Here is an 11,598-nt window from a genome sequence, read left to right as displayed (position 1 = left end):
AACAATCGAGGCAGCCGAATGCAGGAACTACTTCGAAAACGCAGGCTACGCTTCCGTCAAGATATGAAACGCTCTAGAGTGCGCCGCGGATGAAAAAGCGGTGCCGACCGATGAGCGAATGCTGAGGCGGGGGGTGGCGCTCGCTGCATTGGAGCAACAACCAGCGATGCGTGAGGCCGTACGGGCGGCTCAGCGTCTACGGATGACGGTTGAAAATGGAGACCAAATCCCGTTGAACCTAGTTGATATCGAGGGATTGCAGCGCGCCGACAAGGCCGCACACGGCGTCTTTCCCTCCGGCATGAATCGCCCGGAAAGCGCATTTGCACAGCTGCTCGACAAGGATAGCACTGGTACAGTTTTGTGGTGGTTGCGCTGCACAGAAAACACCAAATGGGCTCCAAAACTGGTGCTGCCGGACGGCAGCAACTTTTTTCCTGATTTTGCGGTAGGCGTGGCGCGCCGCTCGAAACCCGACGGTATCGCGCTGATCGAAATCAAGGATGACGGCGAAACGGGACGTTTGCAGTCGGATCGCAACACAATCAAGGCGCGAGTCGACCATTCGACCTACGGCAAGGTGTTTTGGGGGACAGTTCATGGTGAGGATTTGCCAGTGCGTCTTCTGTTTGACGATAGGGTGAACCGGTTTGTGTCGACCAACATGTTTGATTTGGCCAGCCTTGTTTACGATTGAGCGATTTTCTCGGATATGAACGCGCGGTTAGATGAGATTGGCCGCTTCGAACGAAGGCGCGCCTATCCGCCCCCGGCCCCTACATTTTCCTCATCCACCAGCTGACACTTGAGCTTGGTGAGGGGATAGCGCCCCGCCCCGCCGCCGGCGCTTCCATCTGCTCGATCGCCCATTGGCCCCTCGCCACGTGCGGCGGGACCGAGGCCGCCTCTCGGCCGTGGAGATCATCTTTGCCGTGTCCGGACATCGCTGGTGGACGCTACGGTTGCGCCGGAAGCAGGCCAATGACGCCTATGCACCAATTCGCCTAGGCACTTGCCGTCAGGGTGGAAATCTGGTCGGTGTCGTAGCGGTTCCGCAGCGCGGCGAGCGCCTTCGGATCCGGGGAGCCTTTTGCGGCAAGCCTCGCAAGGTCCTCGAAATAGTGCTCGTGCCCGGGCGGCGAGACGGTCATCAGCACGCGGGCCGGTTTTTCGCCGACATTGGTGATGTTGTGCTGCACGCCGGGCGGAATGAACAGGAAGGTGCCAGGCGTCGCCCGGATCACCTGCGCGCCGACGTGCCAGACGTATTCGCCGTCAAGCACATAGAAGGTCTCTTCCTGCACGCGATGGACATGCAGGCCGGTGGCGAAGCCGGCCGGTATGGTCCAGTCGAACATGCTCGTGTGTCTGGTATCCGCGCCGGTGACGAGGAACACCATCGGCTGGCCACGCAGCATGACCCCCTTGGTCTCGTCGGGCATCCGGATGACAGGGGCGGCGCTCATTTGATCCTCCATCGGTTCGCTGCTTTTTCCCGCAGCCACCGGCACAGGATGCCTCTACCCGGCCGGCCAGTCGTGAAGCCGTTGCGAAATCATTGCGAAAAGATTGCAAACGGTATCTCCTTCGGGAATGGCAACGAGCCTCGCCTTTGGCCCCTTTCGCATCGACGGCGAAGCCGGGATCCTGTTCCACGGCGACCAGCCGACGCCGCTCGGCCAACGGGCCGTCGCGCTGCTGGCGCTGCTTGTCGAACGCACGGGCAAGCCGATTCCCAAGCAGGCGCTGATCGACGCCGCATGGCCGGGCCAAGCGATCGAGGACAGCAATCTGACGGTGCAGATCGCGGCGGCCAGGCGCATGCTGGAGAGCACGGCCGGCGGCGGAAGCTGGATCGAGACGCTGCCGCGGCACGGCTACCGCTATGTCGGGCCCGAGGTCGCGATCGGTGGTCTCGGCCCCGAGGCGGCAACGCTGACATGGCCCGGCAAGCCGTCGATCGCGGTCCTGCCGTTCTCGAACCTGAGCGGCGAACAGGATTATTTCGCCGACGGCATCGTCGACGACATCGTCACCGGCCTGGCGCGCATCAACTGGCTGTTCGTCATCGCCCGCAACTCCTCCTTCACCTACAAGGGACGCGCGGTGGACGTGAAGCAGGTCGGCCGCGAGCTCGGCGTCCACTATGTGCTCGAAGGCAGCGTGCGCAGGGCCGGCGGCAGCGTGCGCGTCACCGGCCAGTTGATCGACACCTCGACCGGCGCCCACATATGGGCCGAGCGCTTCGACCGCGCCTCCGCCGATATTTTCGCGCTCCAGGATGAGATCGCGCTCGCGGCCGTCGGCGCGATCGCGCCCAGCCTGCGGCGCGTCGAGATCGAGAGGGTGAGGCGCAAGCGACCCGACAGTCTCGATGCCTACGACCTCGTGCTGCGGGCCCAGCCGGACGTGGATTCCGGCATGCCCGAACGGGTGACGCAGGCGCTCGTGCTGCTCGAACGCGCCATCGAACTCGAGCCGACCTATGCGCTTGCCCACGGCAACGCCGCCATGTGCCACCATTGCCTGTTCGTTCGCGCCGGCATGCAGGAAGCCGATCGCGAGGCTTCGGTACGCCATGCCCGCCTGGCCATCCTGCACGGGCAGGACGACGCCTCGGCGCTTACCCTTGCGGGGTTTTCGATCGGCATGGATGGACATGACCGCAAGGCCGCCTTCACCGCTTTGGAAGCCGCGCTCGCCGTCAGCCCGTCATCCGCCCTGACCTACATTCTGGGCAGCGTCATTCTCGGCTGGAGCGGCGAAGCCGAGCAAGCCATCGCGTGGAGCGAGCGCGGAATGCGGCTGAGCCCCTTCGACCCATGGGCCTTCGCCGCCTTCGACGCCCAGGCGATGAGCCATCTGCTGCGCGGCCGCTATGACGAGGCCTGCCGCGCCGCATACAGGTCCGTGCAGGCCAATCCCGCCCACAGCATCACCTATGTGCAACTGGCCGCCGCTTTGGCGAAACTCGGCCGGCTGGACGAGGCGATGGCGGCGGCCGCGCGGGTGCGTGAGCTGCACCCGACGTTTCGCTACAGCCGGCAGTTCGCGGCCGTGCACTGCGCCCCGGCGCTCGCGCAATGCCTCGGCGAGGCGCTGCAGGCCGCCGGTCTGCCGCAATAGCGCCGGCGCGTCTTCATGGAGACCGGCCTGGGCGGCAGATGGCGGATGGGCGGTTCTTCGGCGCCCTTACCGCACCACGCCCCTGCAAGCCCAGGCAACGTTCGCAAACGACCGCGCGCCATCCGGCCGGCCGGCCTCATAGGCATCGCGGACGGCGGCCTCGCTGCGCGTCCGCTCGGCTGGATCGAGCGTCATCATGTATTTGCCGAGCGGGCCTTCGCCGGCCGCTATCGGCGCCCAATAGTCGTCGAAGTCCCGGTAGTCCATGCGGATCATCAGCTCGGTTTCGGTCACGTCGGCCAGGTCCTGCTCGACAAAAGTCCGCTTCATTTCGCCCGGCTGCATCATCGGCTGGAAGCAATAGCGGCTGCGCATCTGGCGTCCGCCTTCGCTGAGCGCGGCCACCGTGTCGATCATCATGCGCATGCCGGGCATGCCACCGAGATGATCCCACACGACGGCCGCCACCACGCCGCCCGGCCGCACCACGCGGCGCATCTCGCCCACCGCCTTGCCGGCCTCCGGCACGAAGTGGAGCACGAGCAGCGCCAGCGCGCGGTCGAAACCATCGTCGGCGAACGGCAAGGCGGTGGCGTCGGCTTGCTGGATCTCGATGCGCGGGTCGGTGTTGCGCCGCTTCGCCGCCTCGACGAAGACGGGCGAAAAGTCGATTGCCGCGATCGCCGCGAGGTCGGCGGATTTGGCCAGCTCGAATGTCAGGCTGCCGGTGCCGCAGCCGACGTCGAGGATCTTTTCGCCGCGGGCAAGCCCGGCGAAGTCGATGAATTTGGGCGCGAGCTTGCGGCTCCAGCGGCCCATGAGCTGCTCATATCCGCTGGCGTCATGAACGGTGAAACTTGAGGTCATCTCGCTCTCCCTGCGCTGAAGAGGCGAGGCTAGGGCAATTCCGGGAAAAGCGTGAGGCGGTTTTCCGTCCGCGATCCCGCAACCTGCCTTCGACGAATGGCTAGTGCATGGGCGTGGGCTCCGCGCGGTTTAGCCCTCACTGGCGGGTCAACATCGCCCGGCTCCGCCTTTCGGTGGGTGCCTGGGCGAGCGAGGCCGCTTCAGCCGCCCCGGTTCGCGGCCCGCCAGATCCGCGCCTCGCCAGCCCGTTCGGCATCCTGGCTCGACGGGCTGGCCGAACGCCCCGGCTTCAGGGCCGCACGGCGGTCACTTCGATTTCGACCAGGAAGCCGGGGCCGGCGAGGCCCGCGACCTGCACCACCGAACGCGTCGGCAGGTTCGGCTGGTCCTTTGTGCCGAAAAACTTCGTGTAGCCTTTCATGAAACCGGCAAAATCCATCTTGCCGCCCTTGGCGGGATCGCCGACCAGGAAGACCTGCATCTTGACGACGTCGCCCATCTTCAGGCCGAGATCGGCCAGCGTCTTGTCGATCGACTTCAGCACCGAGCCGGTCTGGGCCTCGGTGTCGCCATAGGCGGCGACCGTCGCCTTGTCCGCCTTCTCGTCGATGACCGACGGCACGGCGCCGCTGAGATAGACCGTGGTCTTGCCGGCCGGCACCTCGACGGCGCGCAGGATCGGAAAATCCGAATTCGGAATCTTGTGGCGAACGACGTCGTCGGCCACGGCCGCGCCGGCCGCCAGCATTCCCGCCGCCAGCACGGCGGCCCCAATCCATGATTTCCCGATCGATGGTTTCATGACCCGTTTCCTTCCATTCGAGAGGGCGGCGAGCGCCAAAATGCCCGCCGCGCGGTTTGCGGTGCCGCATGTGCGGGCGACATCCGCAATCAGCGGACATCCTTCACGTCTTGCGCCGTCACGGCATCCTTGTAGTCGTTGCCGAAATGCGTCCTGACATAGTTGACCACGGCCGCGACCTGGTCGTCGCTCATCATCTGCCCCACCGGCGGCATGCCGTTTTGCCCGTGCAGGACGAGGCTTACCGGATAGCCGCCGGTCTCCAGGTTCTTGTTCTTGGCCAGCGCCGGATAGTGGCCGGCGCCGACCGCGCCTTGCCCCTTGTCCAGGTGGCAGGCGGCGCAGACATTGGCATAGAGCGCCGCGCCGTCCTTTTCGGTGAAAGTATCGCCCTGGCTGAACGTGACGCCGGCCGAATCGGCGAACGCGCCGGGAGCCGTGAACGCCATGGCGGCGGCCATGGCGGCGATGAGACCGCAGGGTCTTTTGAAGGAGCTGCTCATGATGGGATGCCTCGCGGGATACGGGGTGAACGAAGGAATCGGCATGGCCTCATCCCTGCATGACGCGCTGGTGCAGGCGGGTGATGGCGTTGAGCGAGGACAGGATCGCGCCCTCCTGCCAGGCGGGAATGTAGGAGGCATGCTCGCCGGCCAGCACGATGCGGCCGTCGATCTGGCACAGATTGTCGTAATGCTCCTTGCGTGCCTCCTCGGTCCAGTCGCCCGCGCAGCCAAGCGTGAAGGGCGAGCGGTGCCATGCCCAGGAAACGCCGGTCTCGAATTCCTGCTTGTATTGCGGGTGGAGCTGCGCGCCGTATTCCACCGCCTTCTGCACGCGCTCCTGCGGGGTCATGGCGGTGAATTCGTAGGAGTTCGGTCCGTTCCATGTGTAGCAGCCGAGCAGCACGCCCTTGCCGCCGGCGTTGAAGCCGGTGCTGGGGTAGGAGATCTGCGAAATGGGCAAGTTGGTGTAGCTGACGCCGCCGAAGATCGATTCGTCCTCCTCCCAGAAACGGCGCTTCATCTGCAGGCCGACCTTGACCGAGGACGCATAGGGCACCGCCCCGATCGCCGCCTGCATGGCGCCGCCGACCTGGATTTCGATCTGGCTGAGGATGGTGAGCGGAATGGTGCACACGCACCAGTCGGCGCTGGCTTCCTGGGCGGTTCCGGGGTTTTTCGCGTCCTCATAGGTCACCGTCACGCCCTTGTCGTTCTGGGCGATCTTGGTGACCTTGGCATTGTAGGTGATGAGGTCGCCGACCTGCTTGGCGAAGGCTTCGCCGATCCTGCCCATGCCGCCGACCGGCTGGAACATGGTGGTCTGGAATTCGTAGAGCGAGAAGTTGGCGAGGCTGCCCCACAGGCGCGAATTCAGCACGTCGGACGCGCCGATGATCTGACCCGCCACCGGCTCGGCGCCGATGCCGCCGCCCGGCTCCTTCTCGTAGCCGCGGAATTCGGCGGTCGCGAGGCTGGATTTGTAGCTGTAGTCCTTGTCCAGCGCGCCCCAGGACTGCAGCGCCTCGAGCAGCACCTCCTGGTCCTCCTTGGAGACGAGCCCTTCCAACTGGCCCTTCTTGGCCACCTTGGCCAGCAGCTCCGAAGTGTGGCCCTTGAAGTCGGTCTCGATCTCGCGCACCCGCTTGGGCTTGCCGCCGAAGGCCTCCGTCGAGTGCAGCAGGGCGTTGTGGTTGGTCTGCTGGAACGGCTCCAGCGTCACCCCGAGCCTCCGGCAATAGGCCAACAGCCCGTTGTGATGGTAAGGGATGCGCCAGGGGCCGGGATTGAGGTAGAGCCCCTCGTCGAACTCGCATTTCTGCGTGTAGCCGCCGAGTTCGGTGACGGTGTCGCCGCCGCGTATCGTCCAGTTGCGGCCGCCGGCGCGGGCATTGTATTCGAGGATCTTCACCTTGTAGCCGGCCTGGCGCAGTTCCAGCGCCGCCAGCATGCCGGCAAGGCCGGCGCCCAGGACGAGCACCGAAGCGCCTTTCGGGTCGCCTTCGAGCTTGATCGGTCCCTTGTAATCGGACTCTGCCGCCAGCCCCATGCTGGTCATGGCCTGGTACATTGCGGCGCTGCCCGCCGTAATGCCGATCATTTTGAGAAGGTCGCGCCGGCGCATGCCGGCAAGGGATTGTTCGAGCTGCATGTTAGTCTCCTCGATCAGCGGCACGCCGCGATCCGCCGCCTGTTGCCCCCGCAAGCTCGAGGCGAGCCCCGGTGGACGACGCAAGGCTATGCCTGCAACCCAATCTGTTCAACCAACACGCCGCGCTTGGAACAAATGTCCTCGAACATTGGCGCAATAGGGCTCTCGCGGCGTCGCTGGCCGGCATTTTTCACGCCTTCGCGGCCTCGGGGCCGGCGGCCAGACCGCTTGCTGTGCCAATTGAAAGGGCACGCCTGGCTGGCCCGACAGCGGAAAAGTCCGACGGGAAAGTCCGTGGCCTGCCGGCGCTCGCGGCGCCGGTTTTCATCGCCCAAATGCTTGCCTTGTCGGCCGGGCGGTCAGCCTGCCACGGCCCGTACGCTCTCCCTCTCCACCAGCGGACATTCCAGCTTGGTGATAGGATAGCGCCCCCGTCCCACCGTCGCTGGCGCTTCGAGCTGTTCGATCGCCCATTGGCCCATCGCCATATGCGGCAGGATCGAGGTGGTCAGCGGCGGGAACAGATGCCGGGCGATTTCCTCGTCGTCGTAGCCGACCACGGAGATGTCTTGCGGGATGTGCAGGCCGGCTTCCTTCAGCGCTTCGTAGCAGCCGATCGCGGTGCGGTCGTTCTGGCAGAAGATGGCGGTCGGGCGGTCCTTCAGCGCCAGGAGCTTGACGGTCGCGGCATAGCCGGCACTTGCCGACCAGTCGCCCTCGACCACCAGTTCGGGATCGAAAGGGATGTCGGCAGTGGCAAGAGCGCGGCGGTAGCCTTTCAGGCGGTCCTGTGCCGCCTGCATCCAGGGCTCGCCGGTGATGGTGGCGATGCGGCGGTGGCCGTGGCTGATCAAGTGCCGGGTGGAGCTCTGGCCGCCGGCGATCTCGGAGGGCACCACGGCGGGGAAGGCGTAATCCGACGTGTAGCAGTTGAGCAGGATCACCGGGATGTCGAGGCTGTAGAGGAAGTCGGGCGCCGTGATCTCGCGGGTGAAGATGGTCATGTAGATCAGCGCCGAAATGCCCCGCCTGGTCAGCGCCTCTATGGCGCGCGGCTCCATCACGGCGTCGCCCATGGTCTGCGCCACCAGAAGCACGTTGCCGGCGTTCCACGAGGCCTGGCGCGCGCCCTCGATGGCGACGACGGCTTCCGGGCTGGTGGCGAGCTGGTCGACGGCGAAGCCGATCACCCCGTCCAGCCCGTCGAAGGCGCTGGCCGGCGCCTTCAGTGCCGAAAAGGCCGGCGCACTATAGCCCAGCGCGCGCGCCGCCTCGATCACCCGCTCGCGCGTCTGCCGCGACAGTTTTATGCCAGGCGAATTGTTGAGCACGAAGGAAACAGTCGCCTGCGAGCAGCCGGCGGCGCGCGCAATGTCGGTCATGGTGACCCGGCCCTTGGGCTTCACCGGCGCCTTGCGGCGCCTTGCCGTCGCGATATCGGTGGTCTCACTCATGCTGTTCGTGTTCCCCGGCCTGTCCGGCCTGCCCGGCGACCATCAAGGCCGCGCCGGTTTATAGAAGTATCGGCTGACTTATATCTATTAGCAGGCGACCGGTCTACTGGCTAAGGGGCTCGGGCAGCTTAAAATCACAGCATATGAGCCGATTATCCCTTTTGCGCCAAACCCTTGCGTTCTCGGCAAAGCCAACGGCGTCACCGCCGGCGCGGTCGCCATCGAACGCAACTAATACCGTTTACTAATACGAAAATGCGCTGTAACGTCGGTCCGTCGCGTCCGTTTTCCCTGGGGCGCGGTGCATGCGAATGGCCCGATGGCAAGCGGATAGTACCCCCGCGAAGCCTTGTCGCGGACATGTGATATGTCTGACAAATCGGACTATTTACGAACGGGGGATGAGTCTCTAAAGTCCGTCGCCGTGGCTGGAACGACGCCATCTTCAGTGCCGGGAACCCTTGAGGAGGAGGGCGTCCAAGCCGCGAACGGCAAATCAGACAAGTGCAGGATCGGCCGGTCCGACGACCGGCCAAAACGGGAGGTTGAACATGAAATCCTTGATACGCAATGCATCCGTGGCCACCGCGGCGCTGCTGCTTGGCCTGACGGCGAGCACGATCGCGCGCGCCGACGACAAGCCGACGCTGGCCTTCGTCGTCAACGGCGCTTCCGACTTCTGGAAGGCGGCCGAAGCCGGCGTCAAGAAGGCGCAGGGCGAACTGCCCGACTACAATCTCGAGCTGAAATATCCCGAGCAGTCCTCGGTCGCCATCCAGCAGCGGCTGATGGACGATCTGGTCACCGCCGGCGTCAAGGGCATCATGGTTTCGGCCGTCGATCCCAAGACCTCGACCGACGGGCTGAACAAGATCGCCTCGGAAACGGCGCTGTTCACCACCGACAGCGACGCTCCGCAGACCAAGCGCGTCGCCTATATCGGCTCGTCCAATGTCGATGCCGGCAAGCAGGCGGCCGAAATCGCCAAGAAGGCGATGCCAGACGGCGGCAAGTGCCTCGGCTTCGTCGGCCTGCTCGGCGCCGACAATGCCAAGGAGCGCATCCAGGGCATGAAGGATGGCCTGGCCGGCACCAAGATCGAGCTCGTCGACGTGCGCGGCGACGACATCGACCAGGCCCGCGCCAAGAAGAATGTCGAGGACGCGCTGGTCGCCAGCCCCGACGTCACCTGCATGGTCGGCTTCTACTCCTACAACACGCCGCGCATCTATGAAGCGCTGCGCGATGCCGGCAAGCTCGGCTCGATCACCGTCGTCGGCTTCGATGACGATCCGATCACGCTGGGCGGCGTCAAGGAAGGCACCATTGCCGCCACCGTCGTGCAGCAGCCCTTCGAGTGGGCCTATCAGGGCATGAAGCTGATGGCATCCTATCTCAAGGGCGACAAGTCGGGCATCCCGGCCGACGGCCTCATCATCATCCCGACCAAGATCATCGGCAAGGATGACGTCGACGCCTACGCCGCCAATCTGAAGGCGATGGCTGGAAACTAAGACCGAAGGCAGTTCAGCCGGCTCAACGTCGCTTGAGCCGGCTGCTCTCGCATTGACGAACCCTTCGAGGCCAGTCAGTCTACCAAGAGGTCGGCCCGCCAACGCTGTCAGGCATGATGAATTATTCCGACACATCCATCGCCGCGACCACCCCGTTCCTCAGTCTCGAGAACGTGCGCAAGACCTATCCGGGCGTCGTCGCGCTCGACGGCTTCTCGATGGAGGTCAGGCCGGGCGAGGTCATCGGTCTCGTCGGCGAGAACGGCGCCGGCAAATCCACCTTGATGAAGATCCTCGGCGGCGTGACGCGGCCCGACAGCGGCACCGTCACCGTCGACGGCACCGCCCATGACGGCCTGAGCGTCGAGGGCAGCCTGGGCTCCGGCATCGCCTTCGTCCACCAGGAACTCAACCTCTTCGAGAACCTCGACGTCGCAGCCAACATCTTCTTCGGCCGCGAACCGCTGCGCGCCGGGCCGCTCAGGCTCGTCGACCGCGCCAGGCTGCGCGCCATGGTGGCGCCGCTCCTAAAGCGCGTCGGCGCCAATTTCTCCGCCGACACGCCCGTCGCCGAACTGTCGCTCGCTCAGCAACAGATGGTCGAGATCGCCAAGGCGCTGTCGATCAAGGCAAGGCTGGTCATCCTCGACGAACCGACGTCGAGCCTGCCGATCGCCGAGACCGACAAATTGCTCGACGTCATCAGGGCGCTGAAGGCGGACGGCATCAGCGTCATTTTCATTTCGCATCGCCTGCACGAGGTCGAGCGCGTCGCCGACCGCGTCATCGTGCTGCGCGACGGCATGCTGGCCGGCACCTTGCCCAAGCGCGACATCAACCACGACCAGATGGTCAAGCTGATGATCGGCCGCATGCTGAAGGAGCGCGAGAAGGCTTCCGAGGCGGCCCGCGCCCCCGGCGCCGTCGCCCTGTCGGCCAAGGCCATCCGCACCCCGACCTATCCCGGCCGCCCGGTAGATCTCGACGTCAGGCGCGGTGAAATCCTCGGCCTTGCCGGCCTTGTCGGTTCCGGCCGCACCGAGCTGGCGCGGGTGTTCTTCGGCATCGAAAGCAGCCTTGGCGGCACGCTCGAGCTCGCCGGCAAGCCGCTCGCCCTGGGCTCGGCGGCCGATGCCGTCGCGCACGGCATCTTCCTAGTGCCGGAGGACCGCAAGCTGACCGGCATCCTGCTCGACCTTTCGATCGCCCAGAACATTTCGCTGCCCAACCTGCCAGCGCATGCCAAGCGCTCCTTGGTGTCGACCAGCGCCGAAACGGCAACCGCCGAGAAGCAGAAAAAAGATCTCGGCATCAAGGCGCCCTCGGTGCAGACGCGCACCGGCACGCTGTCGGGCGGCAACCAGCAGAAGGTCGTGCTGGCCAAATGGCTGGCGATGAACCCCAAGGTGATGATCCTCGATGAGCCGACGCGCGGCATCGACATCGGCGCCAAGGCGGAGATCTACGGGCTGATGCGTGCGCTGGCCGACGCCGGCGTCGCCGTGCTGATGATCTCCAGCGACATGGAGGAGGTGATCGGCGTGTCCGACCGCATCGCCGTCATGCATGAGGGCCAGATCTCGGGCATTCTGGACAAGGACCAGTTCAGCCAGGAAAACGTGCTGCTGCTGGCGGTAGGCAAGCAGCCGAAATAATTCTGCCGCCGCGCCGCGGAAGCGCT

At 65.2% G+C, this 11,598-nt stretch carries 10 protein-coding genes; 4 read left to right on the top strand and 6 right to left on the bottom strand.

Features of this window, described 5'->3' with window-relative positions:
• The first annotated feature begins 100 nt into the window (after nt 1–100).
• Nucleotides 101–697 carry a hypothetical protein gene (locus FJ953_RS28040; protein WP_210242384.1) on the top strand — a complete coding sequence of 199 codons (597 nt, stop codon included), beginning with the start codon at nt 101–103 and terminating at the stop codon, nt 695–697.
• Nucleotides 698–1,004: 307 nt separating this feature from the next.
• On the opposite strand, the gene FJ953_RS28035 is transcribed toward FJ953_RS28040, so the two are convergent.
• Nucleotides 1,005–1,466, bottom strand: a complete 462-nt coding sequence (locus FJ953_RS28035) for a cupin domain-containing protein (protein WP_140625524.1) — start codon at nt 1,464–1,466, stop codon at nt 1,005–1,007.
• Between the two features lie 127 nt (nt 1,467–1,593).
• Between FJ953_RS28035 and FJ953_RS28030 the strand changes: the two genes are divergently transcribed.
• Entirely contained in the window at nt 1,594–3,126 is a 1,533-nt protein-coding gene (locus FJ953_RS28030) for a winged helix-turn-helix domain-containing tetratricopeptide repeat protein (protein WP_140625523.1), read from the top strand.
• A gap of 66 nt (nt 3,127–3,192) precedes the next feature.
• Here FJ953_RS28030 and FJ953_RS28025 read toward each other — a convergent pair whose 3' ends face one another.
• From FJ953_RS28025 to FJ953_RS28005, 5 genes are all read right to left on the bottom strand, one after another.
• Nucleotides 3,193–3,993, bottom strand: coding sequence for a class I SAM-dependent methyltransferase (locus FJ953_RS28025; protein ID WP_140524156.1), 801 nt, complete (start codon nt 3,991–3,993; stop codon nt 3,193–3,195).
• A 289-nt stretch (nt 3,994–4,282) separates the two neighbouring features.
• The gene (locus FJ953_RS28020) at nt 4,283–4,795 is read right to left on the bottom strand and encodes a RidA family protein (RefSeq protein WP_140517715.1); all 513 of its coding nucleotides are present in this window, start codon (nt 4,793–4,795) and stop codon (nt 4,283–4,285) included.
• Nucleotides 4,796–4,884: 89 nt separating this feature from the next.
• Nucleotides 4,885–5,298 (bottom strand): cytochrome c, encoded by a 414-nt coding sequence (locus FJ953_RS28015; RefSeq protein ID WP_140517716.1) that lies wholly within the window; start codon nt 5,296–5,298, stop codon nt 4,885–4,887.
• Between the two features lie 49 nt (nt 5,299–5,347).
• On the bottom strand, nt 5,348–6,949 hold the full coding sequence (locus tag FJ953_RS28010; protein WP_224681940.1) for a flavin monoamine oxidase family protein: 1,602 nt from the start codon (nt 6,947–6,949) through the stop codon (nt 5,348–5,350).
• Nucleotides 6,950–7,308: 359 nt separating this feature from the next.
• Nucleotides 7,309–8,403, bottom strand: coding sequence for a LacI family DNA-binding transcriptional regulator (locus FJ953_RS28005; protein ID WP_181167260.1), 1,095 nt, complete (start codon nt 8,401–8,403; stop codon nt 7,309–7,311).
• A 551-nt stretch (nt 8,404–8,954) separates the two neighbouring features.
• Between FJ953_RS28005 and FJ953_RS28000 the strand changes: the two genes are divergently transcribed.
• Nucleotides 8,955–9,917, top strand: coding sequence for a sugar-binding protein (locus tag FJ953_RS28000; protein WP_140491278.1), 963 nt, complete (start codon nt 8,955–8,957; stop codon nt 9,915–9,917).
• 116 nt (nt 9,918–10,033) lie between these two features.
• Nucleotides 10,034–11,572 (top strand): sugar ABC transporter ATP-binding protein, encoded by a 1,539-nt coding sequence (locus FJ953_RS27995; RefSeq protein ID WP_140493406.1) that lies wholly within the window; start codon nt 10,034–10,036, stop codon nt 11,570–11,572.
• Nucleotides 11,573–11,598: the final 26 nt, after the last annotated feature.

Source organism: Mesorhizobium sp. B2-3-6, assembly GCF_006442305.1.
GTDB lineage: Bacteria > Pseudomonadota > Alphaproteobacteria > Rhizobiales > Rhizobiaceae > Mesorhizobium.
The sequence above is the reverse complement of the archived record's forward strand: the minus strand, read 5'-3'. Positions and strand labels throughout refer to the sequence as shown.

Coding starts and splice junctions, on each gene's coding strand:
- FJ953_RS28005 (WP_181167260.1), bottom strand. CDS start 8,403: ATGAGTGAGACCACCGATATCGCGACGGCAAGGCGCCGCAAGGCGCCG.
- FJ953_RS28000 (WP_140491278.1), top strand. CDS start 8,955: ATGAAATCCTTGATACGCAATGCATCCGTGGCCACCGCGGCGCTGCTG.
- FJ953_RS28025 (WP_140524156.1), bottom strand. CDS start 3,993: ATGACCTCAAGTTTCACCGTTCATGACGCCAGCGGATATGAGCAGCTC.
- FJ953_RS28015 (WP_140517716.1), bottom strand. CDS start 5,298: ATGAGCAGCTCCTTCAAAAGACCCTGCGGTCTCATCGCCGCCATGGCC.
- FJ953_RS28010 (WP_224681940.1), bottom strand. CDS start 6,949: ATGCAGCTCGAACAATCCCTTGCCGGCATGCGCCGGCGCGACCTTCTC.
- FJ953_RS28020 (WP_140517715.1), bottom strand. CDS start 4,795: ATGAAACCATCGATCGGGAAATCATGGATTGGGGCCGCCGTGCTGGCG.
- FJ953_RS27995 (WP_140493406.1), top strand. CDS start 10,034: ATGAATTATTCCGACACATCCATCGCCGCGACCACCCCGTTCCTCAGT.
- FJ953_RS28030 (WP_140625523.1), top strand. CDS start 1,594: ATGGCAACGAGCCTCGCCTTTGGCCCCTTTCGCATCGACGGCGAAGCC.
- FJ953_RS28035 (WP_140625524.1), bottom strand. CDS start 1,466: ATGAGCGCCGCCCCTGTCATCCGGATGCCCGACGAGACCAAGGGGGTC.